This is a genomic window from Moraxella sp. CTOTU48841 (genome assembly GCF_032061225.1).
Taxonomy (GTDB): Bacteria; Pseudomonadota; Gammaproteobacteria; order Pseudomonadales; family Moraxellaceae; genus Faucicola; species Faucicola cinerea.
Map to the genome: position 1 here is coordinate 101,785 of NZ_DAMBFQ010000003.1, position 23,189 is coordinate 124,973.

Below are 23,189 nucleotides of genomic sequence, written 5' to 3' on the forward strand. Positions count from 1 at the left end.
TCATTAAACAAGGCGCAGATAAGCGCCTTTTTTTATGGACTGGTTTTATGGACTGGTGAGCGATGCTATCGCTTCAATGTAATTAGACTTGTGCTAAATATAAAAAGTCAAAATTTACCCCAAAAAGCTATTGATTTTGATAAAAATATGCTAAACTATTGCCCTTTTTGGTGTACCTAAACTTTGCTAAAACTGTATTTATACCGTTTTTTCAACTGTTTGGGTCTTTTAGGCTCTAACCACTGAACTAGATTCAATTGATTGCATTCACAGAGAGAACATTATGGTAGTTATCCGTTTACAACGCGGTGGTGCGAAAAAACGCCCATTTTATCAAATCGTGGTAACCGACTCACGCAATGCCCGTGACGGTCGTTACATCGAAAACATCGGGTTCTTTAACCCACTAGCGCAAGGTCAAGAAGTGCCACTACGCATCAACGCTGACGCTTACCAAGCATGGATCAACAAAGGCGCACAACCTTCTGACCGTGTTGCCGCTTTATTTAAAGCAGCTAGCAAAGCACAAGCAACTGCTTAATTTTTTATAAAAATTAAGTAGAGCGGACTTTAATATGGCAAAACAACCGACAGACTTGCATACCAATGAGGCTAACACATCGCTGTTTAAAATCGGCGAGCTAAAAAAGCCTTATGGCATTCATGGCTGGCTATGGGTATTTAGCTTTACTGAAGACCGTGAAGCGATATTTCATATGCAGCCTTGGGTCATCAATACTGCCATGGGTCAAAAGACCTTAACGGTAAAAAACTGGCGACAACAAGGTAAAGGCTACGTGGTACAACTTAACGAAGTACCCGACCGCAATATCGCAGAAACCATGTTTGGCGTGAGCCTGTGGGCAGAAAAAAACAATCTGTCTGAGCTTGCAGAAGACGAATATTATTGGTCAGATTTGATTGGTTTGACGGTGATTAGCCAGTCAGAAAATGTCATTTTAGGACGTGTAAAAGAGCTGTTTGAAACAGGGGCACATGCCATCATGGTAGTCGAGCCGACTGCCGATAGTGTAGATGGCGAAGAACGATTGATTCCTTGGCACAAACAGACCATTGGCGAGGTAAATTTAGCCAAGCAAACCCTGATGGTCGATTGGGGCAGTGATTATTAAACATTGATAAGTAGCATTGATGATTAACATTTGCGTATTCATCCTTGATGGGTGCCTAACGTTTATTCGATGTGAGTTGTCAATCAACAAGGCGTTGTTAATGCCAAGCTAAAGTGAGTGTAGCGTATGTTTTTTGCGGTAATAACCATTTTGCCCGAAATGTTTGCTAGTATTACTGATTTTGGCATCACTGGGCGAGCGCTGGCTCGCAAGCAAGCGGAAATCTTGCTGATTAACCCAAGAGACTTTACCACGGACAATTATCGGCGTATCGATGAGCGTCCGTTTGGTGGGGGTCCTGGCATGGTGATGATGGCAGAGCCGTTACAAAAAGCCATCGACTACGCCAAAACGCAAGCCAATGCGCGTGGTAAAACCTGTCCTGTGGTGTATTTATCGCCACAAGGCAAGACACTGAGCGAAAGCAGGGTGCTTGATTTTTGCCAATATGACGGCTTGATTTTGTTATGCGGTCGTTATGAAGGCATCGATGAAAGACTACTAAGTCAGTCTGTCGATATCGAGTGCTCAATTGGTGATTACGTGCTGACAGGCGGTGAATTGCCCGCGATGGTATTGATGGATAGTGTGATACGCCGATTGCCCAATGTAATGGGCGATGATTTATCGGCGCAGCAAGACTCCTTCGTGGATGGCTTGCTCGATTGTCCACAATATACCAAACCGACTGAATTTCAAGGGATGAAAGTGCCTGACGTGCTGTTGTCAGGGCATCATGCCAACATCGCCAAGTGGCGATTTATTCAGCAGGCAACACGCACCCAGTTAAGACGTCCTGATTTGTGGCAAGCCTTTGTGCCAACCAAACAGCAACAAAAATGGCTGACAGAAGCAGCGCAATCTGCTAAAGACAGCAACCCAGATTCATCCACTTGACGGATGCCCTAATCGTGTCGATTGCTATCAAGGCACATAAAATTAGCGGGGAGTATGCGCATTTGCTGACACCAACTAACTTTAGTCAGCTTAGCCTCTGTCCCCAGTGAGAGGAGAAAATCTCATGAGTAACAAACATCCTTTGGTTCAACAAATCGAAAATAGCCAGCTTAAGCAAGACGTACCAAGTTTTGGTCCTGGTGACACTGTTGTCGTACAAGTAAAAGTGCGTGAAGGCGACCGTGAGCGTCTACAAGCATTTGAAGGTGTTGTTATCGCTAAACGTAACCGCGGCTTAAACTCTGCGTTTACCGTACGTAAAATCTCTAGTGGTGTAGGTGTTGAACGTGCGTTCCAAACTCATTCACCACAAATTGCAAAAATTGAAGTAAAACGTCGTGGTGATGTACGCCGTGCCAAACTTTACTACCTACGTGACCGTTCTGGTAAATCAGCACGTATCCGTGAAAAACTGTCAGTGCGTAAAGAAGAAGCGCAAGCTTAAGGCTTTAACTGCGTTATTTATTATCTGCCTAAATGGGTTAGACTTTGATTGTCATGGTTTAATCAACACCAAAAAAGCAAAAACCCCAAATAAATCTATTTGGGGTTTTTTGTTGGCTAGCTTTATTCTTTTATTAATGGGCTAGTCATGATTAATTAAGCTATGCTCTTTGGTATCTTTCATACGAGTATAAACAATCAATGAAATCCCAATCATAATCGTCACATACAAGAAAAACCATTCTTCATGGCCTGCTTGCTTGAAGGACAATGCCACATACTCGGCTGTACCGCCAAACAAAGTATTAGCAATGGCATAGGGTAACGCCACGCCCAACGCACGAATATGCGCAGGGAACATTTCAGCTTTAACGACCGCATTAATTGACGTATAGCCTGTGACAATTATCAAACCAAACAAACATAACGCAAACGCCATCCACGGGTCTGTCGTGCCTGCCAAGGTGCTAAAAATAAAGTAAGTAAATAACACACCCATCACACCAAATCCCATCATCAGCGGTTTACGCCCGATTCTATCGGATAATGCCCCAGCGACAGGTTGCAAGAGCATAAAAATAAATAACGCAATAGCAGTGATTTGGGTCGCTGACTCTTTACTAAAGCCTGACGTGTTGACCAAGAATTTTTGCAAATAAGTGGTATAAGCATAAAATGCCAACGTACCGCCTGCGGTCAATCCAATAACCGTAAATGCCGCTTTTGGGTGTTCTTTAAATAAAGCCAATGCGCCGGATTTTTTTTGCGAACTACTGGTATCAACTTTATTAAAGGATTCTGTCTCAAGCAAGCCACGGCGAATATAAAATACAAAAAACGCCAACAAAGCCCCAATGACAAACGGAATCCGCCAGCCCCAAGCTTTGAGCTCAGCAGGGGTTAAAACTTGCTGTAGAATAATCAGAAGCACTAGCGCAATTAACTGCCCAGAAATCAGCGTAACATATTGAAAACTAGAGAAAAATCCGCGCTTGTCTTTACCCGCCATCTCGCTGAGGTAAGTGGCACTTGCCCCATATTCACCGCCTACACTGATACCTTGAATTAAACGAGCAGTCACCAACATAATTGGGGCAAAAATTCCAATACTGTCATAACTTGGGGTAACCGCAATCATCAATGAGCCTAAGCACATTAATGTTACCGATAGCGTAAGACCTGCTTTACGACCTTTCTTGTCCGCATAAACGCCCATTATCCATGCACCGATCGGTCGCATGACAAAACCCACCGCAAAAATCGCTGCGGCACTCAGTAATTGAGCCGTTTGGTTGCCTTTTGGAAAAAATACAGGGGCAAAATATAAGGTAAAAGCTGCATACGCATACCAGTCGTACCATTCGACCATATTACCTGCTGAACCGCCTAAAATAGATTTTAACCGTGTTTTTTGGTCAATAGTTTCAATCGATTGAGACATTGAAAATCCTTGTCATAGACTTGTTGAATACATGCTAAAGGTTATTTTTGCGCTGTCCAGCCTTTGGGGCGTTCATAGTCTTCATTATCCAAAAATTTATTGCGCTGCTCGGTAATAAATTTTTTGGCTTCTGGGTCAATCATACTTAAGTGATTTTCATTGATGAGCATGGTTTGGTGCTCTAGCCATTCGTTCCACGCTTTGGCAGACACGGTGTTTTGCAGTTCTTCACCCAGCTTGTTAGGGAACGGCGGTTTTGGCATTTTGGGTAGCTTTTGTTTGTATTTACGGCACATGACCATGTGGTCAGCGGGGTTATAAGTTTCCATTTGTTATCCTTTTAATAGTTGCTAGTCTAAATCGCTTGCATCGGCATAAATCCAAGCGGTAGCGCCACTGTCAAAGTGACCTTCCACTCGTGCGTAGGCATCGACTTCGTAGCGGTCGGCTTGGGCAAGCTCATCATCGGTAATGTCAAAAATCACACCTGCCACTTTGTCGGTTAGGTTATTGGTTTTAAGTAGTATCGGATGAAAACGTTTGCCACTTTTGGCGAGCACATCGTCATCAGTGATTTCGATTTCACCCAACTGGTAGCCAATGAGTTGGTCTTTACTACCTACCAGTGTACGCCCAAAGGTGGCAAGCTGTACATTTTCTTGTTGTAATGTGCCATACGAGAACAGTTTTGGCATATTAATGACCTAATTGTTCGATACGCTGACGCCCACGTTCAATCGCCATTTTGACTTGATTAGGCGCTGTACCGCCGATGTGGTTACGGGCATTGAGCGAGCCTTCAAGGGTCAAATATTCAAACACGTCCTCACCAATCAAGTCGCTAAAGCTTTGAAGCTCATCGAGTGATAATTCACTCAAATCCACGCCTTTTTGCACACCTAACGCTACTGCTTTACCCACTACTTCATGCGCGTCGCGGAAGGCTAAGCCTTTACGCACTAGATAATCCGCCAAATCGGTGGCGGTCGCATAACCTTTCATGGTCGCGGCACGCATATTTTCTTTGTTTGGAATCAAATTAGGCAGCATATCAGCAAAGGCAAGTAGGGAGCCGGTTACAGTATCTACCACGTCAAATAGCGGCTCTTTATCTTCTTGGTTGTCTTTGTTGTAAGCCAGCGGTTGGTTTTTCATCAAGGTCAATAGGGTAATCATATCACCAAACACGCGTGCCGCTTTACCCCGTACCAGCTCTGGCACATCGGGATTTTTCTTCTGTGGCATAATCGATGAGCCCGTGCAAAAACGATCGGGGACGACCACAAACCCAAATTGCGCTGACATCCACAAGATGATTTCTTCACTCATACGTGACAAGTGCATCATTAGCAGGCTTGCGCTACTGGCAAATTCAATGGCAAAATCACGGTCGGATACGGCATCCAGCGAGTTTTGGCAAATCCCTTCAAAGCCTAATAGCTGTGCGGTAAATTCCCGCTCAATCGGATAAGTCGTACCTGCCAACGCTGCGGCGCCTAGGGGCATTTGGTTGATACGTTTTCGACCATCAATCAAGCGCTCGCTATCACGCATTAGCATCTCAAACCATGCCATCACATGATGACCAAAACTGACAGGCTGCGCGGTCTGCAGATGGGTAAAGCCTGGCATGATAGTGTCGGTATGCTGGCTTGCCAAATCAAGTAAGCCCGTTTGTAGACGTTTTAACAATCCTAAAATAATATCGGTTTGGTCACGCAGATATAAACGGATATCGGTTGCAACTTGGTCATTACGGCTACGCCCTGTATGCAGTTTTTTGCCGACATCGCCAATAATAGCGGTCAGACGAGACTCCACATTCATGTGCACGTCTTCAAGCGCCACTGACCACACAAATTTGCCATCGGCGATTTCTTGTTTGATTTGGGTCAAACCGCCAACGATTTGGTCTTTTTCCGCCTCGGTGATAATCCCCGCTTTGGCAAGCATAGTGGCATGAGCAATCGAGCCTGCGATGTCTTGATTGGCAAAACGTTGGTCAAATCCGACAGACGCGGTAAATTCAGCGACAAAACTGTCGGTGGCTTCGCTAAAACGTCCACCCCACATACTAGATGTGCTAGAATCAGCGGAAATTTGATTGCTCATAATACGTCCATTTTTTGTGTAAGTGTGAAAGGAATAAAAACAATGAGATTGCTGGAGCTGTTATTTCCCTCTGCAAAATCTAGGGCTAGTATAGCAAAAACTGAGGATGCCTCACAAATTTCACTCAAGCGGATTAAAGAGCCGCTCACCAGCACCTTTTTCCTGCCCAATCTGAGCGAAAAACAGACCATCAAACTGTGGGCAAGCTATATCGCGTTTTATTCACTGGTTTCGATTGTAACGCTGTTAACTTTTACCCATGATATCAGTTTGATTATCCGTCATAGCATTGAAACGGTGGTGATTACTAGCTTAGTTGTGACGGGTGAAATGGTTTTTTTGGCGAATTCTGCCAAAAAATTCAAAGAATTTAATTGGCGTTCAAAACAAATCACCGCCTATCTGCTATCGACTTCGTTTATTATCGTGCCGGTACTGAGTTTGCTAGGTCGGTTGCTGTTATTTTTCACACTGGGCTATGAAGTCAGTTTAAATACGCTGATACTAGAAACCCTGGTGAATACTTTATGTGCCTTTTTGATGATAGCGGTGCTGCTCACTTTTTTTGAGATACAGTACCAAAATATTCGCCGCGCTGAATTGCGTAACCAACAAAAGCTCATCGAGCAAAACGAGCAGTTAAAGGCGCGTATCACCCCGCATTTTTTCTTTAATCTACTCAATACTATGCAATATCTGATAGAAACCGATGCGTATGAAGCCGAGAGAATGATTTGTCATATCTCAAATCTGTATCGGGTGAGCTTTGATGAGACACGTGAGATTGCGCTACTTGATGAGATGGAGCTATGCGAAAGCTATTTGAGTATCGAAAAATACCGTTTTGATAAAAAGCTGAAGGTAACCTGGCATTTGCCCGATGAAGATTTGCTCTATGACATGGTGATTACCTCGTTATCGCTACAAATAGTGATTGAAAAACTGATCGTACTGATTGTTGAAAACAGCACCGACTCCATTCACATTATTATTAGTATCGATTGGCAAAACGATGTCGCCAAAATTGATATCGAAATTGAGCTTCCGGCAACAACGTATCAGCTGATTTGTCAAGATATTCGCCAAAAACTGCAGTTTAATAGCCAAGTGGCAATTTTGCGTCAGTATTTTGGTCATGAAGCCAGTATTCACTTTGAATTATCTGGTCAATTGTTAATCACTCAAATTCGCTATCCCCTCAAAGATGTCGCAGCTTTTTAGCCCATTTATGTTGTTAGTCGGAATTGGCATAAAAAAGTCACCAATCTAACGCGGCATTTTACATTTTATTTAACAAACTATGATATATTAATTTGCATCTACTTAATAAAATGCGTTTATTAGTTTATCTAATCAGTTAAGCGCTATTTTATAAGGGTTTGATTGCTCATAAAGAGGTTGTGTTGGATTTGGCATAAGATTTTGAAGTACGTAAGATTTGTAGGGTTAAAGGCATGTGTTTTTGACCTCAAAGGAGCAAAGGAGTAAACAGTGAGAATTGTGATCTGTGACGATGAGCCACTAGCCCGAGAGAGGTTGGCACGTATCGTAAGAGAAGAGGGACATGAGGTAATTGCCCTGGCAGCCACAGGTATTGAGGCCATTGCAAAAGTCAAAGAACTCGCACCCGATGTAATTTTGTTAGACATTCGGATGCCAGGAATGGATGGTATCCGCTGCGCCCAAGAGCTCAATGAGCTTAATAATGCGCCCGCCATTATTTTTGTGACCGCGTATGACCATTACGCGATTGCCGCATTCAAAGCACACGCGGTGGGCTATTTGTTAAAGCCTGCCAACAAAGAAGAAGTGTTACAGGCGCTAGCGAGAGCGTCAACGCTTAGTAATGCACAGCTCAATGAAATCAGTCGATTGGAAGATCCGCTAGCACAGTCAAATCGTCAGCATATCGCGGCGCGTACCCATCGTGGTGTGGAGTTGATTGCGCTGCAAGATATTTATTACTTTACGGCTGACCAAAAATACGTGCAAATCCGTCATAAAGGTGGCACGGTTTTAATTGATGAAACGCTCAAAGAGCTTGAACAAGAATTTGGTGATGCGTTCTTTCGTATCCATCGCAATGCATTAATCAATCTTAACTACCTAGAAATGCTTGAAGCGATTGACCAAGGCCAGTACCAAGTGTGTTTCAAAGGTTTACCTGACAAGCTTGCCATCAGCCGCCGTCATTTGCCATTACTACGGGATAAAATCCAATCAATGTAGCGTAGGCTTTCGTATGTTTGCGTCTACTTCAATGAGCCGTAAGAGTAATTAGCCTGACATTTTGCTATACTGTTGCCTAACTCGCTGAATTACTGACAGATACCCATCTGACAAATGCCTAGCTTAGAGAGTTAGGCATTTTTATCGAATGCTAAAAAAGACACTGCTATGACTACGTTAACGACTTTAAATATCGCCACTCGCCAAAGCCCGCTTGCATTGTGGCAAGCCGAACACATCCAAGCGCGTTTGCAAGCGCTGTACCCAAGCCTGACCGTCAATCTAGTACCAATGGTCACTAAAGGCGACAAAATCCTAGATACCCCGCTGGCCAAAATCGGCGGCAAAGGGCTGTTTGTCAAAGAGCTTGAGCAAGCCTTATATGAAAAACGTGCCGATATCGCCGTGCATTCGCTCAAAGACGTACCCATGGTGCTCCCTGAAGGTCTGACGCTTGGCGCATATTGTGAGCGTGAGCAGCCAACCGATGCCTTTATATCAAATCACTATGAGAGTATAGATGCGTTGCCACAAGGCGCTAAACTTGGTACATCAAGTTTACGCCGTCAATGCCAAATCCAGCAATATCGTCCTGACTTAGAGATTATCAGCCTACGCGGCAATGTAGGCACGCGCTTATCCAAGCTAGATGCAGGTGAGTATGATGCCATTATTTTGGCAACCAGTGGTTTAACCCGTTTGGGGCTTACCGATCGTATTCGCCATGAAATTGATACGCATATCAGTTTGCCCGCGGTCGGACAAGGTGCGCTTGCCATTGAATGCCGAAGTGATGATACCGATGTGCTTGCATTACTAAAACCGCTCAATGACGAGACAAGCCGTCTATGCGTGATGGCAGAACGCGCCATGAATCGTCATTTGCAGGGTGGTTGCCAAGTGCCGATTGCAGGCTTTGCTACTATTCAAGATGGACAAATTCATTTACAGGGTCGGGTCGGCAGTGTGGATGGTAAAACCTTGTTAAAAGCCGAGCATCATAACGCGTTAGTTGATGACGTACGGGAGCCTGAGCAAATTGCCGAAGCCGTGGGCGTGGTGGTGGCTGAAGCGCTCATTGCACAAGGTGCGGACAAAATCTTGGCGCAGATTTATCAAGACCACTGATATTGAATGATACGCATAGCCATGCAATTTATCAATACCAGACCCGATCAGCGAGCCAAGGCACTAAGTCTATTTTTGCGCCAGCATGGCGTTACAGTGATTGAGCTGCCGCTGTTGGCATTGGTAGAAAAGCCGTTGACAGTGGCAGAGCGGGCAGTTTTACAAACGATTGACCGTTATCAAGTGGTGGTGCTAGTCAGTGAAGCGGCAGTAAAGTATGGCTTAGCAAGGCTTGCCACCTTGGTCAAGCTAACGGAATTGTCCAAAAAGATTACATGGGTTGCGGTGGGTGACAAAACCGCAAATTACTTTAACCAAACCTGGCAGCAGCTCACAGAGTTGCCACCACCTACCATTATTTTTCCTGATGAAAAACGCGCGCAAAACAATGAAGGGCTATTGAATTTGCCTATAATACAAGCGCTTGGCAAAGGCGATCATTTGCAGGTATGGCGCGGCATCGGCGGACGAGAATTATTGGCAGATACATTGGCGGCAAAAGGTGTGCAAGTACATTTGCTAAACTTGTACCAACGGGTTTTACCAAGCGCAACCACCCAAGCATTCGCGGTTTGGCAACAAACGCAGAGCCACAACCAACCCATCGTTGTACTCATCTCAAGTTTGACCGCCTGGCAAAACTGGCAACAACTAACAGCAAACACTAAAATGGCTGCCAGCTGTTATTATTTGGTATTGCAGTCGCGTATTGCAGAGCAAATGTTATTACAGCAGGCTAATCTTAACATAACTATCATCCCTGATTTAATGCCTGCGACAATTTTACACGCATTAACCCTTTGTCAATAGCTGCATGGCTTTCGGTTTAGCTAAGCTGTTTTGCGCTGAATCATCTACCCATGACAGCGTTTGCAGCGCTTGTTGCAGTGTTTGCGTCAGCCGCATACCCTGCTCAATCGTCAGCGTCATGGTGAGTGGGGTCAAAAACCAATGAAAATGGGTAAGGCTATGTTTGACAGTATCAGGGCTATCTAAGTTAACGTGCTGGATATTTAGCAGTTGCTCAGCTTGTAAGAAATCAAAGATAATCTGCTCAGCGATATTATATTCTGCTTCAAACGTCGTTTCTTGCTGCCAGGTTGCCAGCAGCGGCGCCCCTGTGTTTTTTGCCCCCTGTTGTTTTTTGACAAAGGCCAATGGTAAACACCACAGTCCACCCCAAATCCCAGTTTCAGGACGTTGTAGCCACAAGGTTTTGTCATCGCAAACCAGCTTTAACGCTAGCGAAAACTTAGACGGATTGGGCGATTTTTTACTTTTTACCGGATAAAAACTTTGCTTACCTTGGGCATTTGCCACGCAGTCGGCTTGCACGGGACACAGTAGGCAGGCAGGTTTGGCTTTGGTGCATAGCGTTGCCCCCATATCCATCATCGCTTGGGCGTAGTGCCCGCTATCACGGTTCGGTGTTAGGCGCTCGGCAAGTTGCCAAAGCGCTTTGGTTGTGGCAGTTTTGGTGATATCGCCGTCAATGCCAGCCCAACGGGTCAGCACACGTTTGACATTACCATCGCAAATCACCCCTCTGTCACCGCCATATTGGTCAGCTCTGACACCCATCGCCACAATCGCGCCTGCCGTAGATTGACCCACCCCTGAAATCTGCTCCCAGTGGGCAACCGTTTGCGGAAATTTACCAGTTCGCTCGATGATATCCACCAGCTGCTTGGCACCTTTATGCAGGTTGCGCGCACGCGCATAGTAACCCAGTCCTGCCCAATGCTCAGCGACTTGCTCCCAAGATGCGTTTGCCAAATCCTGCACCGTGGGAAAACTTGCCATAAATCGCTCAAAATAAGGAATTACCGTCGCCACTTGGGTCTGCTGTAGCATGATTTCAGATAACCAGACCGGATAGGGGTTTGGCGTGTCAAGCTGATGCTGCTGCCATGGCAAATCATGACGCCCGCTATGGTCAAACCAGGTCAAAATACGCGGTGCAAAGCTATTAAGCTCCGCTTCGGTATGCGCTTCGGTATGCGCTTCGGCATGATTGTGGCTTAAGTGCTGATTGGGACTTGGCATTGTTGAGGAGTTTGTATTCGGATGTGTGTTCAAAATTCACCATCGGGTTACTATCGTGATAGCTATATAAGACTTTCTAGTTGGGATTCAATAGTGACTGACAACAGACTTAATAAAGCTGCACTCAAACTGAGACGTAGGCATAAAAAAAGCAATATCATGATGGATATTGCTTTTGGGGCTAACGATGCAGCGGCTGTATGTTATACAAGATTGTCTTGCATAAACGCAATCATTTCATCCCAGCTAGCTTTTGCGGCATCGGCATCATAGCCCAAGTCGACGCCATTTTCTTCGGCGCGTTTGTCAGCATTAGGATTGGTAAAGCCGTGTTTGGCGCCTTCGTATACATCGACTGTGTATTCAACATCGGCGTTATCCAGCTCTTTTTTTAGCCCTTCAATCGCGTCCATGGACACCATGCTATCGGCTTCACCATGTGCCACCAACACTTTGGCGGTGAACTTGCCTTTTTGTGCCGGTTGTTTTGGGGTAGGGTTGCCGTGGAAAGTCGCCACTGCTTTAAGCGGGAAACCTTCACGCGCCATGTCTAAGGCAATTTTGCCGCCAAAGCAAAAACCAATTGCGCCCAGGCGGTTTGTGTCAACAGCTTCAAGGTCAGTAAAGTCATCCATAATGAGTTTACAGCGCGCCATCAACATGTCTTGGTCAGCGAGCATTTGGCTCATCCATTCATTGGCTTGGGCGGCATCTGTGGTCAGTTTACCTTCGCCATACACATCCATGGCGACAGCAGCAAAACCCGCTTCGGCTAAACGCTCAGTGACTTTTTGTGGGTGCTCAACGACACCCCACCATTCGGGCGCCACCAAAATCGCTGGGGCAGGGTTGTCGTGGCTCGCTGATTCTGGTAGACAGACATAGCTTTTGAGCTCCACGCCATCGGTGGTGGTAGATTCGAGTTGTAAAATTTGAATTGGCATCATGGATCCTTATGTTATGTTATCTTAAATGAGATTATTGATTTGCTATTGTTATAAAAGCGCTGGTTCACCTACTAATAGTGTGGCAAGTCAGTGCAACGGTTAATACAGGCACTACTGTATACTGAAATCATCGCATTTTCCGTTATAATACTGTCACTGTTTTATACAAGCCAAAAGTTGAAAACATAATGAGCCAATCTGTTACCTTACGCCCGCAATTTTGGGAGCAATTTTCGTTAGAACAATTGACCCAAGCTGAATGGGAAGCCTTGTGCGATGGCTGTGGGGCGTGTTGTTTGATTAAATTTAAAGATGATGACACCGATGAAGTTGAATACAGTGATGTCGCCTGTCGACTGCTTGATTGTGCCACAGGGGCTTGCCAGCATTACCCAACAAGGCGCGACTATGTGCCCGATTGCATCAGCCTAACCATTGATAACATTGGCGAGATGTACTGGCTACCGGCAAGCTGCGCCTACAAGCGCTTGTACTACGGGCAACCACTACCAAGCTGGCATTTATTACTTACTCAGGATGCCGCCGTGACACAAGCCATGATGCGCCAAAAAAATGTCAGCGTGGCGGGACGCTGTCAGTCTGAAACAGAGGTTTCTGAACTAGAGCAAGAAGAACGGGTGATTCATTGGATTCGCCAATAGCGCTTGGCTATTCAAGGCTTTACTAGCACTGAACAAGCTGATGGGTGAGTAAAATCAGCCAAAAAATACAATAAAATTAAGAAAAATACCATTGCAATCATCATGGGGTTAAGGTAAGGTAAAAAAATCTTTCGCCATATGAGGGTCTCGTCGGCTATGTCAGACGACAATTCGAGTTCACACCTGTCAAACAAACAGCAAGGCAGTAGCTGGTCACGCGGTCTGAAACGCTGGCTATCCACCGCCCCTGAAACCCGTGATGAACTAGTCAAATTGGTACATGATTCGCGTCGATTTTTGGCGCCCGACACTGTCGATATGTTAGAGGGAGTCTTAGATTTACCTGCTATTCAAGTGCGAGAAATCATGACCCCTGTCAGCCACGTTGCAGGCATCACCCAGCACCAAAACTTGCAAGATATCATGTCGCTCTATATGGAAACCGCCCACTCGCGTTATCCTGTATTTATCGATGACAACAAAGACACAGTGATGGGTATCTTACTTGCCAAAGATTTGATTCCGTTTTTGGTCGCCAAGGCGCAAGGTCAAAACATTGACCATTTCAATCTTGAGGCAATTGTACGTCAGCCAATTTATATCAGTGAAACTGCGCGTTCTGACAACCTGCTGCGTCTATTTCAAAAAAATCAAATTCATATGGCAATCGTCATCGATGAGTTTGGGGTGGCATCAGGCGTGGTGACGATGGAAGACTTACTCGAAGAAATTGTCGGTGATATCATCGATGAGCATGACGATATCGAAGAAGATACCGATATCAATCATATAGTGCCTGTGCCCAACCAGCTTGACACATGGATTGTGCAATCCATCACCTCAGTCTCAGACTGTAATGAACAGCTAGGTACCCATTTTGATAGTGAGGATGTCACTAGTATGGGTGGACTGGTCATGCAAGAGCTTGGCGAAGTCAATGAGGTATTGGGTCAAACCGTCTTTATTGACGATTGTCGTTTGACGGTATTGTCAGCAGATGGTCGATTTATCCAAGAAATTGAACTGGTTAAAGGGTATAATCAGCTCGACGATTAGTCCAATTACTTATGTTTGCAAAACCGTTTAACCCTAAAGGCAATACTCGCCAATGCGTCTTACTACCCAGTCCCTAAAAAAGCAACTTTCTGTACAATCTCATTACGATAGTGCCAAATCTGCAAATACCAAACAACCCCTGTTACCCAAACTGGTGCTGGCTTGGCTTGCGGGTGCGGCATTTGTCTTTGCGTTAGCGCCTTACGATTTTTGGCTAGTGGCACTGTTGTCGCCACTGGTACTGTATTGGCTATTATTGCCCCCCATGTCAAATTGGCGGGCGTTTTGGCTCGGTGAAATGTATGGCATGGGATTGTGGAGCGTAGGCGCGTTTTGGTTGTTTACCTCGATTCATACCTATGGTGATACCCCTACCTTGTTAGCCTTGCTGATGATTGGTTTTGTGGGCTTAGGAATGGGATTATTTCATGGCGCCTTGGCGGTCATTTTTAACCGCTTTGTGGCAAAACAGCCGCTAAGCTTTGCGTCATTATGGGTGGTACAAGAGTGGTTAAAAACCTGGCTATTTACAGGTTTTCCTTGGCTATTTGTGGGCTATGCTTATACAGCGCAACCTTGGCTGACGAGCCTTGCGCCAATTTTTGGGGTGTTGGCGCTGAGCTTTGTATCCGTGTTCTTCTCAGCCAGTCTGGTGGAAGCAGCGCGAAAAAAATACCGTTTTTTAATTCCCTCGTCTGTGATGTTACTGGCAAGCGTGGCGCTGTGGCTTATTGCCCCGCAATGGACGACCCCTAAAGGCACACCAAATCTGAAAGTTTCGTTAGTACAAGGCAATATTCCGCAGGACTTAAAATGGCTGCAAGAGTACCAAATCCAAACACTGGGTATCTATGCAGGCTTAAGTAAAACGGAATGGGGGCAGGACATCATCTTATGGCCAGAGTCGTCAATTCCGATGTTTCAAACCGACGCCATGCCCTTTATCAGCCAAATTGCTGCCCAAGCCCGCGAAAGCAATACCGCATGGCTCACCGGTATTCCGTATGTGGATGTCAATGAATACGACCCAAAAGTTGATAAGTACGAGCCATTTTACAACAGTGTGATTGCTTTGGGCGCCGATGCCAAAGGCTTATACAAGAAACAAAATTTGGTACCCGTGGGCGAATATATCCCGTTTGAAGGAATGTTAGATTGGGCATTACCAAACTTGATGGGCGGTACCATGAGTTTTCGCAGTGGCTCTGCGCACCAAGCACCCTTGCAAGTCAAAAACCACCCAGTTGGGGTGGCAATTTGTTATGAAGTCGCCTATCCTGATACCACCCGCCGCAATGCCAAAAATACCGACTTTTTATTGACTGTATCCAATGATGCCTGGTTTGGCACATCGGCAGGTCCATTACAGCATCTACAAATGGTGCAAATGCGCTCGATTGAAACCGGTCGCTGGTTTATGCGCGCGACCAATACAGGCGTGACCGCAATCATCAATGATAAAGGCAATATTGTTGCCAAAGCGCCAGCCTTTGAGCGCACGGTGTTACGGGGTGAAATTCAATCACGCGTTGGTAATACGCCATTTATGCGCTGGGGTAGTTATCCTATCTTGGCACTGGCAGCGCTATTGCTACTGATTAGTTGGCTGGTTCGTAAAACACGTTAAAAACCTTAGGTACAGTAAGGTTTTGTCACCAATTGCAAAAATTTAGTATATAATGGTTACAAAGTTCCGTATAATAGTTAAAAATTAGATTTGAATTCATTTAGATTCAACAACTCTTGCCCCAATGATTTACAGTGAGGTTTACGATGGCTCATCATGAAGTCGTGGAAAACAATGTCAAAAAAGAACTTAGTTACTCTTTAATTGGCGTTTTAGCGTTTCTAGGCGTGGTTTTATTAATCCTTATTTCAGCAATTGTTCGCCCCGCTGGTAACCACGTTGACGTTGCAAAACTCAATGCTGAAGTAGAAGCCAAAGCCGCCGCATCTGCTGCTGCCGCTGCCAAACCAGCAGGTTCGACGCCTGCGGCAACCTCACCTGCGGCGGGTGAAACCACCACCGCCACTGCCAATGCAGACACTGCAACAGGTCCAAATACCACGGTTGCCAGCCCAGACAATGCCTCTATGACGCCATCTTCTGCACCAAAGGCTACTGCAAAAACATCGACCATTGAAGCGCGTAATGCCTCAACGGCTGAAGCCAAAGCAGAGATTAAAGCCAAAACAGGTGACACCCCAAATATTGCACCACCTGTTGCCTCAGCGGTCAAATCTCAAGAACAATCAAAATAAGACATCGATACCTACATAAAAAAACCACGTTAGATGACGTGGTTTTTTTGTGCGCTAAGTCGTCACTGTCAAGCTTAAGCTTTTTGGTAAGTGACAAACTGATAACTCAACCCACTTTGCTCATCCGTGAATGTTTCACTTTCTGATGTTTTGACAAAATCACTGGTAATCTCTGGATAAAACGCCGCTGCGTTGTCAATCACAGTGTCGACCTGGGTGATTTCTAATCGATCACTAAACAGCAGGGCTTGTTGGAAGACTTTTTCGCCACCAATCACCCAAATCGTTTGCAAACCTTTACCATGCGCCAGCGATGAGGCTTGGGTCAGTGCGTCATCTAGGTTGTGCATCACAATGACGGCATCATCATCCACTTGGTAATCCAAGTTGGTGGTAATCACAAAATTGGTACGGTTGGGCAAGGGTTTTGCACCCATAGATTCAAAGGTCTTGCGACCCATAATCACGATACCGCCATTGGTATGTTTTTTAAAATGTTTCAAGTCCTCAGAGATGTGCCAAGGCAATTGATTATCTTTGCCAATGGCGCGGTTTTGGCTCATCGCCACGATTTGGGCAACTTCCACATTAGAATAACTCATGATTTATCCTTATTGTTGTGAGTTTTGGCATTGGGTTATAAGCTTATACAGAGACTTCAGCCTTAATTGTGGCATGGCTTTGATAATTTTCAATTTTTATATCGTTAAAATCAAAGGCAAAAATGTCAGTAATGTCAGGGTTGAGCCAAAGTTTGGGTAGGGCAAACGGCTCGCGACCAAGCTGCTCATGCACTTGCTGTAGATGATTGTTATAAATATGACAATCACCGCCCGTCCACACAAACTCACCGACGCCAAGCCCTGTCACATGGGCTATCATATGGGTAAGCAAGGCATAGCTGGCAATGTTAAACGGTACACCCAAAAACAAATCCGCCGAGCGTTGGTACAACTGACAAGATAATTTGCCATCGGCGACAAAAAACTGAAACAGGGTATGACAAGGGGGCAAGGCCACTTCATTGGCTTCTTTGGGATTCCAGCCAGAGACAATCAAACGGCGCGAGTTTGGGTTGTTTTTGATTTCATTCACCACCCAACTGATTTGGTCAAAACCATCTGAATGGTAGCTGCCGTCCGCTTTTTTGCTTGCCCCGAAGTTGCGCCACTGGTGTCCGTACACCGCGCCAAGTTCGCCCTCAGGCTTGCCAAAGCGGGCAGTTTGCTCGGCGGTTGCCCATTCATTCCAAATGCGTACCCCATTGTCCTGCAAGTATTGGACATGGGTATCGCCTTTTAAAAACCAAAGCAGCTCATAAATCACGCTTTTGGTATGGATTTTTTTGGTGGTCAGTAGTGGAAAACCCTCATTCAAATCAAACCGCATCTGCGCGCCAAAATAGCTGATAGTACCCGTGCCCGTACGGTCGCCTTTTTGTATGCCGTTATCTAGCACCAGTTTAAGTAAATCCAAATAGGCTTGTTCGTTTTTTGACGTAATCATGCGTGATGAGTTCCTTGGTTAGTTTTCTTTGTTAGTCCACATTCTTTTGACTGCCCCAATCGTAAATTTGGTTTTTATACGCCCAAATCAATAAAACCAAACCACCGATAATCATCGGTAGGCTTAAGATTTGCCCTTTTGTCATCCACCCTAATAAAATAAAACCTTGGTCAGCATCAGGTTGGCGGAAGAATTCGGTAATAAAACGTGCAATACCGTAGCCCATCACGAATAAGCCACTAACTGCCATACGCGGACGCGGCCGGCTGGCAAACCACCAAACCAAAACAAACAGTACCACCCCTTCAGTAAAAGCCTGATACAGCTGTGACGGATGGCGGGGGAGTAACAAATAATTGTTACCATCAATCATAAAGGTTTGCGCAAGACTTTGCAGGGCAGGGGATTGTTTGAGCAGTTCATTGTCTTCATTGACCGCTTGCGGGAACAGCATCAACCAGTTGTAACCACCATCAGACACGCGACCCCACAATTCGCCATTGATAAAATTGCCAATACGACCAAACAGTAGTCCGGTTGGCACGCAGGGAATAATAAAATCTAGCACATTCCAAATGTTCTTTTGGTATTTGCGGGCAAAAAATAGCATTGCGATAGCGACACCCAAAAATCCCCCATGAAACGACATGCCGCCTTGGTTGATTTTGAACAGATACATCGGATTGGCTAAAAATTCGCTTAATTGATAAAACAGCACATAGCCGATACGGCCGCCTAGAATCACGCCCATCGCCCCGTAAAACACCAGGTCAGCGACCATGTCGGCATTCCAGTCTGGGCGTGATTTAGTGCGATACCAAGCCAACGCATAAGCGGCAGCAAAAGCCAGTAAATACATCAGCCCGTACCAGTGGGCTTGGACAGGTCCCAAATGCAGAGCGACAGGATCCCATTGCGGGTGAGTTAAAATTAGTGGAAACATGGCAATTTAGTCATTATCGAAAATGCCAATATCATAGCAGTTTTGGCTTGCTTGGGCTATTTTTTGCTGTGCCCTTTTAGTTATTACCAGCGGCTATCGTTCTCACAAGGCTCGCCATTACAAGCGCATTTCAATGCCTTGCTGTGCCATAAACTGCTTGGCTTCCCCCACGGTATATTCGCCAAAATGGAAAATACTCGCCGCTAGTACCGCATCAACACCGCCTTGCAGCACCCCATCTGCCAAGTGTTGCAAATTACCGACGCCACCTGACGCAATCACTGGCACATTCACGCTATCTGTAATGCGCTTCATCAAGGCGATATCATAGCCGTTTTTGGTACCATCTGAATCCATTGAGGTCACAAGCAGTTCACCCGCCCCAAAACCTGCCATTTTGACCGCCCATGCCACCGCATCAATCCCAGTCGCTTTGCGCCCCCCATGGGTAAAGATTTCCCATTGATTATCCCCCACTTTTTTGGCATCAATCGCTACCACGATACACTGACTGCCAAAACGCGCTGCCGCTTCACCGACAAATTCAGGGTTAAAAATTGCCGCTGAATTAATCGATACTTTATCCGCGCCGGCGTTTAGCAAGTGACGAATGTCATCGACTTTACGCACCCCGCCGCCCACGGTCAGCGGTACAAATACGGTTTCTGCCATGCGTTCAACCGTGTGATAGGTGGTGTCGCGTCCATGATGGGTAGCGGTGATATCCAAAAAAGTGATTTCATCCGCGCCTTGTTCGTTGTAGCGCTGCGCCACTTCAACAGGGTCGCCCGCGTCTTTGATGTCGACAAACTGCACACCTTTGACCACCCGACCATTGTCAACATCAAGGCAAGGGATAATTCGTTTTGCTAACATATTCGATTTCCTTCTATAATAGCCGTAAGTTTATCAAATTTACTTTGCCATTACCGCAGTTTTATCGGTGTGCTGCGCTTCAAGGATGCCTTATGTCTGTATATACCCAGTTGACTGACCAACAATTTAGTGATTTTTGCCAACAATTTGGTGTGGATTTTGCCAAAGCCATACCTATCACACAGGGTATCAAAAACAGTAATTGGTTTATTGAAACAACCGCAGACAAAGCCGGCGAGCCGTCTTATGTATTTACCTTGTTTGAAGAACGCAAACCGCATGAAATTCAAAAAATGGCGATTATCCTAAATCGCCTAAAAGACCAGCTACCTGTAGCAGCACCGCTAGCCGCCAAAAACGGCGAGTTTTTGCTGTATTTTGACAACAAAGCCATTGTGGTGTCACCAAAACTCTCGGGCGGTCACCCGAAAGCAACCACACCTGATATGTGCCGTCAAATGGGCGAGGCTTTAGCCGTTCTTCACCAAACCTTGCAAACCTTGACCCCTGCACAAAACTATGGCGTTGAGTTATATCCTTGGCATCTGGTGCGTGACCGTGAAACCAAGTTTATGCCAAGCGATGAAGCCAAACTGATGAATGATATTTGGCAAGCGTACGAAACTGTAGCGAGCAAAAATTTGCCAACAGGTTTATGTCATTTAGATATGTTTGCCGATAACACGCTGTGGGATTTTAGTGATGAAACCCAGCCAACACTCACAGGATTGCTTGATTTTACCGAAGTCAGTGTTGAACATTTTGTGATGGATGTGGCGATTACCATGAATGATTTTTGCACCACTTGGGGTAACGCCAATGATGGCGAAGCGGTGAATTTTGATGACGCCAAGATGCAAGCGTTTTTACAAGGCTACGAGAGCAAACGCGCTTTGAGCGATGATGAGAAAAAGGCATTGCCAGTTATGCTTGCTATGGCGGGCGTGACGTTTTGGCTGCTGCGTTTGAATGTGATTTATTATAACCGTCAGCAAGGTCGTACGGGCGATAATATTATGGTGAAAAATCCTGATTTGATGAAACGCCTAGCCAGCTTTCATTGGGGGAAGGTTAAATAAGGCATTGCGGTGTTCTTATCGCATGGCATAATTTACCAAATCGTCAATAGGCACATTGGTAAAACAAATAGATTGGTAAAACAAGGACAAAAGAAAGCCCCGATTACGTTTGTCCTAAAAAGAATAACGCAGGGTTGGGGCGTATTCACTCTAATTGTTATACTATCTTCACTGTCAAATCCATGCTTACAGGACAATAGAAATGAACGATAGCAATCACTGGCAAAAACTTGCCCAATACCCGACCAACTTATTGGCAGAAACCCACGCCATCTATTTACAAAACAACGGCATCAACGTACAGACCCAGCTCGTTGATTTGATGGGATTGAACACAGGCGGTGTGCTATGGGTTGCCCCTGAAGATGTTGAGCAAGCCAAAGCTTTGCTTGATAATATCGATCACACCTCGCAACTAGCGGATGACGACTTGGTAGACAATAACTACTCAGCAAAATTGCAGTAGAAAGGAACCCTAATCACCATGTGCCAACTTCTGGGTATGAATTGCAACACACCCACCGATATTCATTTTAGCTTTGCGGGGTTTCGTCAGCGGGGCGGGCAGACTGATATCCATACCGATGGGTTTGGTATTGTATTTTTTGAAAAAAACCCCGACCCATCGCAGGGTAATCGTAAAGCTGGGATACGTCAATTTCACGATGACAAGCCAAGTTTCTGCTCACCGGTGGCGGATTTAGTCAACAGTTATCCGATTAAGGCGATGAATGTGATTTGCCATATTCGCAAAGCCACGCAAGGCACAAATTGCTTGGCTAACACTCACCCATTTGTCCGTGAGGTATGGGGCGAGGAATGGGCGTTTGCACATAATGGGCAATTACAGATGGATTTTATTGACCAGCTTAGCCCTGTGCCCACCCACTATCAGCCTGTAGGTACAACCGATTCGGAGATGGCATTTTGTTATCTGCTCAATCGACTCAAATCACAATTTAGTGAGCCGCCCAGTGACAAGGTGCTATTCCAGTCTTTGACCACGATTTGTCGTGAGTTATCGGCGTTGGGCTTGTTTAATTGTCTCATTAGCAATGGCGATTGGCAGTTGGCGTATGCAGGGAGTTTGCTATTTTTTATCACCCGTAAAGCGCCATTTGGTGAGGCAAAACTCGCTGACAGTGAGCTGGCGATTGATTTTAGTGAAGTGACTTCGCAGACCGATAAAGTGACCTTGATTACTACCATTCCTTTGACTTACAACGAACACTGGCAACAGCTGTATGTGGATGAATGTTTGATGTTTCGGGATGGTGATATTTTATTTAAAGATACCCCTGATAATCCGACCTGCTTAACCATTGAAGAAGGCATTGCCATCGCCCGCAAAGTAGGGGCGAGCTTATAATATGATAAAAGTCGCTTATTCTGATATTTTTAAATATGACGTTCCTGAGCGTCACCGTTTCCCTATGCAAAAATATCCGATGATTGCCGAGCGGTTATTGGCGGAGGGTACATTCACACCAGCCAATTTTTTTGCCCCGCAGCGATTGAGCGAAGACGAAATTCTCACCACACATACACAAACGTACTGGCAGCATCTAAAACACCAAACATTGCCCGCCAAGGACGCGCGTGCCATCGGCTTTGAGATGACGCCAAGGCTGGTTGAACGGGAACGTGTGATTGCCCACGGCACTTATGAATGTGCGTTATTCGCCAAACAATTCGGTGTCGCGCTCAATATCGCAGGCGGCACCCACCATGCGTTTGCTGATCATGGCGAAGGGTTTTGCGTGTTTAACGATGTGGCGGTGGCGAGTAATTTATTGTTGGCACGTGGACAGGCGACCCAAATTCTGACCGTGGATTTGGATGTCCATCAAGGCAACGGTACAGCGCATTTGATGGCAAATGAACCCCGGGTATTCACCTTTAGCATGCATGGCGCAAAAAACTACCCGTTTCGCAAGCAAGCATCCGATTTGGATATTGATTTGCCAAACGAGACAGGCGATGAGGCGTATTTAGCCATATTAATGGAGACGCTGCCCAGACTTATTGCAAAAGTGAAACCCGATATGCTTTTTTACCAGTCAGCCGTGGATGTGCTCGCCACCGATAAGCTCGGTAAACTTGCGCTCACCCGTGACGGCTGTGCCAAGCGTGATGCGTTTGTATTTAGCCAAGCCAAAGCCCATGGGATCCCAGTGGCGGTGGTGATGGGTGGCGGCTACTCAGAAAACATTGACGATGTGGTAGAAGCCCATTGCAATACCTTTCGCACGGCAAAAAGGCTGTATAAGTAATTTTAAAGCAATAAAAAGCCCTGTTACACAGAGCTTTTAAACTTACAAAGTTTTTAAAATACACCGTGGTTATGCTAATAAATGCACCAACACGT

At 45.6% G+C, this 23,189-nt stretch carries 26 protein-coding genes; 16 read left to right on the forward strand and 10 right to left on the reverse strand.

Features of this window, described 5'->3' with window-relative positions:
* The first annotated feature begins 283 nt into the window (after positions 1–283).
* The 4 genes from rpsP to rplS all read left to right on the forward strand — a co-directional run bounded on the left by rpsP (position 284) and on the right by rplS (position 2,535).
* Positions 284–541, forward strand: a complete 258-nt coding sequence (gene rpsP, locus RT034_RS04915; protein ID WP_007115987.1) for a 30S ribosomal protein S16 — start codon at positions 284–286, stop codon at positions 539–541.
* Between the two features lie 34 nt (positions 542–575).
* Positions 576–1,133 (forward strand): ribosome maturation factor RimM, encoded by a 558-nt coding sequence (rimM, locus tag RT034_RS04920; protein ID WP_313014362.1) that lies wholly within the window; start codon positions 576–578, stop codon positions 1,131–1,133.
* Between the two features lie 126 nt (positions 1,134–1,259).
* The gene (trmD, locus tag RT034_RS04925; RefSeq protein WP_313014365.1) at positions 1,260–2,030 is read left to right on the forward strand and encodes a tRNA (guanosine(37)-N1)-methyltransferase TrmD; all 771 of its coding nucleotides are present in this window, start codon (positions 1,260–1,262) and stop codon (positions 2,028–2,030) included.
* 124 nt (positions 2,031–2,154) lie between these two features.
* The gene (gene rplS, locus RT034_RS04930) at positions 2,155–2,535 is read left to right on the forward strand and encodes a 50S ribosomal protein L19 (RefSeq protein ID WP_007115984.1); all 381 of its coding nucleotides are present in this window, start codon (positions 2,155–2,157) and stop codon (positions 2,533–2,535) included.
* 141 nt (positions 2,536–2,676) lie between these two features.
* On the opposite strand, the gene RT034_RS04935 is transcribed toward rplS, so the two are convergent.
* From RT034_RS04935 to argH, 4 genes are read right to left on the reverse strand one after another with little or no spacing between them, the layout of a single operon-like run.
* Complete coding sequence (locus RT034_RS04935) at positions 2,677–3,975, reverse strand: MFS transporter (protein ID WP_313014371.1); 1,299 nt, start codon at positions 3,973–3,975, stop codon at positions 2,677–2,679.
* A gap of 41 nt (positions 3,976–4,016) precedes the next feature.
* Entirely contained in the window at positions 4,017–4,304 is a 288-nt protein-coding gene (locus RT034_RS04940; protein ID WP_007115982.1) for an oxidative damage protection protein, read from the reverse strand.
* Positions 4,305–4,325: 21 nt separating this feature from the next.
* Positions 4,326–4,670 carry a gamma-glutamylcyclotransferase family protein gene (locus tag RT034_RS04945; protein WP_313014374.1) on the reverse strand — a complete coding sequence of 115 codons (345 nt, stop codon included), beginning with the start codon at positions 4,668–4,670 and terminating at the stop codon, positions 4,326–4,328.
* 1 nt (position 4,671) lies between these two features.
* Entirely contained in the window at positions 4,672–6,048 is a 1,377-nt protein-coding gene (gene argH, locus RT034_RS04950; RefSeq protein WP_313014763.1) for an argininosuccinate lyase, read from the reverse strand.
* An 81-nt stretch (positions 6,049–6,129) separates the two neighbouring features.
* On the opposite strand from argH, the gene RT034_RS04955 reads away from it, so the two are divergent.
* The 4 genes from RT034_RS04955 to RT034_RS04970 all read left to right on the forward strand — a co-directional run bounded on the left by RT034_RS04955 (position 6,130) and on the right by RT034_RS04970 (position 10,254).
* Positions 6,130–7,308 (forward strand): histidine kinase, encoded by a 1,179-nt coding sequence (locus RT034_RS04955; protein ID WP_313014377.1) that lies wholly within the window; start codon positions 6,130–6,132, stop codon positions 7,306–7,308.
* Between the two features lie 270 nt (positions 7,309–7,578).
* Complete coding sequence (locus RT034_RS04960) at positions 7,579–8,316, forward strand: LytR/AlgR family response regulator transcription factor (protein ID WP_313014381.1); 738 nt, start codon at positions 7,579–7,581, stop codon at positions 8,314–8,316.
* A gap of 168 nt (positions 8,317–8,484) precedes the next feature.
* Complete coding sequence (gene hemC / locus RT034_RS04965; protein ID WP_313014385.1) at positions 8,485–9,444, forward strand: hydroxymethylbilane synthase; 960 nt, start codon at positions 8,485–8,487, stop codon at positions 9,442–9,444.
* Between the two features lie 21 nt (positions 9,445–9,465).
* The gene (locus RT034_RS04970) at positions 9,466–10,254 is read left to right on the forward strand and encodes a uroporphyrinogen-III synthase (protein WP_313014387.1); all 789 of its coding nucleotides are present in this window, start codon (positions 9,466–9,468) and stop codon (positions 10,252–10,254) included.
* On the opposite strand, the gene mutY is transcribed toward RT034_RS04970, so the two are convergent.
* Together mutY and RT034_RS04980 are read right to left on the reverse strand one after the other, a co-directional pair.
* Positions 10,237–11,490, reverse strand: a complete 1,254-nt coding sequence (mutY, locus tag RT034_RS04975) for an A/G-specific adenine glycosylase (RefSeq protein WP_313014391.1) — start codon at positions 11,488–11,490, stop codon at positions 10,237–10,239. The two genes, RT034_RS04970 and mutY, sit on opposite strands and share 18 nt — an antisense overlap.
* Before the next feature lie 203 nt (positions 11,491–11,693).
* On the reverse strand, positions 11,694–12,434 hold the full coding sequence (locus RT034_RS04980) for a dienelactone hydrolase family protein (protein WP_007115153.1): 741 nt from the start codon (positions 12,432–12,434) through the stop codon (positions 11,694–11,696).
* Positions 12,435–12,625: 191 nt separating this feature from the next.
* Between RT034_RS04980 and RT034_RS04985 the strand changes: the two genes are divergently transcribed.
* From RT034_RS04985 to RT034_RS05000, 4 genes are all read left to right on the forward strand, one after another.
* Positions 12,626–13,099, forward strand: a complete 474-nt coding sequence (locus tag RT034_RS04985) for a YcgN family cysteine cluster protein (protein ID WP_313014395.1) — start codon at positions 12,626–12,628, stop codon at positions 13,097–13,099.
* Positions 13,100–13,255: 156 nt separating this feature from the next.
* Positions 13,256–14,155: a CBS domain-containing protein gene (locus RT034_RS04990; protein WP_007115151.1), complete on the forward strand. Its 900-nt coding sequence runs from the start codon at positions 13,256–13,258 to the stop codon at positions 14,153–14,155.
* Positions 14,156–14,207: 52 nt separating this feature from the next.
* Entirely contained in the window at positions 14,208–15,782 is a 1,575-nt protein-coding gene (gene lnt, locus RT034_RS04995; RefSeq protein WP_313014399.1) for an apolipoprotein N-acyltransferase, read from the forward strand.
* A gap of 146 nt (positions 15,783–15,928) precedes the next feature.
* The gene (locus tag RT034_RS05000) at positions 15,929–16,417 is read left to right on the forward strand and encodes a hypothetical protein (protein ID WP_313014402.1); all 489 of its coding nucleotides are present in this window, start codon (positions 15,929–15,931) and stop codon (positions 16,415–16,417) included.
* A gap of 74 nt (positions 16,418–16,491) precedes the next feature.
* Here RT034_RS05000 and RT034_RS05005 read toward each other — a convergent pair whose 3' ends face one another.
* The 4 genes from RT034_RS05005 to hisF form a co-directional block, all read right to left on the reverse strand.
* Complete coding sequence (locus tag RT034_RS05005) at positions 16,492–17,019, reverse strand: dihydrofolate reductase (RefSeq protein ID WP_313014404.1); 528 nt, start codon at positions 17,017–17,019, stop codon at positions 16,492–16,494.
* 43 nt (positions 17,020–17,062) lie between these two features.
* Positions 17,063–17,923: a thymidylate synthase gene (locus RT034_RS05010; RefSeq protein WP_313014406.1), complete on the reverse strand. Its 861-nt coding sequence runs from the start codon at positions 17,921–17,923 to the stop codon at positions 17,063–17,065.
* A 31-nt stretch (positions 17,924–17,954) separates the two neighbouring features.
* On the reverse strand, positions 17,955–18,854 hold the full coding sequence (lgt, locus tag RT034_RS05015) for a prolipoprotein diacylglyceryl transferase (RefSeq protein WP_201666324.1): 900 nt from the start codon (positions 18,852–18,854) through the stop codon (positions 17,955–17,957).
* 129 nt (positions 18,855–18,983) lie between these two features.
* Positions 18,984–19,742: an imidazole glycerol phosphate synthase subunit HisF gene (hisF, locus tag RT034_RS05020; RefSeq protein WP_036600629.1), complete on the reverse strand. Its 759-nt coding sequence runs from the start codon at positions 19,740–19,742 to the stop codon at positions 18,984–18,986.
* Positions 19,743–19,834: 92 nt separating this feature from the next.
* On the opposite strand from hisF, the gene RT034_RS05025 reads away from it, so the two are divergent.
* The 4 genes from RT034_RS05025 to RT034_RS05040 all read left to right on the forward strand — a co-directional run bounded on the left by RT034_RS05025 (position 19,835) and on the right by RT034_RS05040 (position 23,094).
* Positions 19,835–20,821 (forward strand): homoserine kinase, encoded by a 987-nt coding sequence (locus tag RT034_RS05025; RefSeq protein WP_313014409.1) that lies wholly within the window; start codon positions 19,835–19,837, stop codon positions 20,819–20,821.
* 202 nt (positions 20,822–21,023) lie between these two features.
* Positions 21,024–21,287, forward strand: a complete 264-nt coding sequence (locus RT034_RS05030; protein ID WP_313014411.1) for a hypothetical protein — start codon at positions 21,024–21,026, stop codon at positions 21,285–21,287.
* An 18-nt stretch (positions 21,288–21,305) separates the two neighbouring features.
* Entirely contained in the window at positions 21,306–22,190 is an 885-nt protein-coding gene (locus RT034_RS05035; RefSeq protein ID WP_313014414.1) for a class II glutamine amidotransferase, read from the forward strand.
* Between the two features lies 1 nt (position 22,191).
* A complete protein-coding gene (locus RT034_RS05040) occupies positions 22,192–23,094 on the forward strand; it encodes a histone deacetylase family protein (protein WP_313014416.1) in 903 nt (300 codons plus the stop codon).
* The last annotated feature ends 95 nt before the right edge of the window (positions 23,095–23,189 follow it).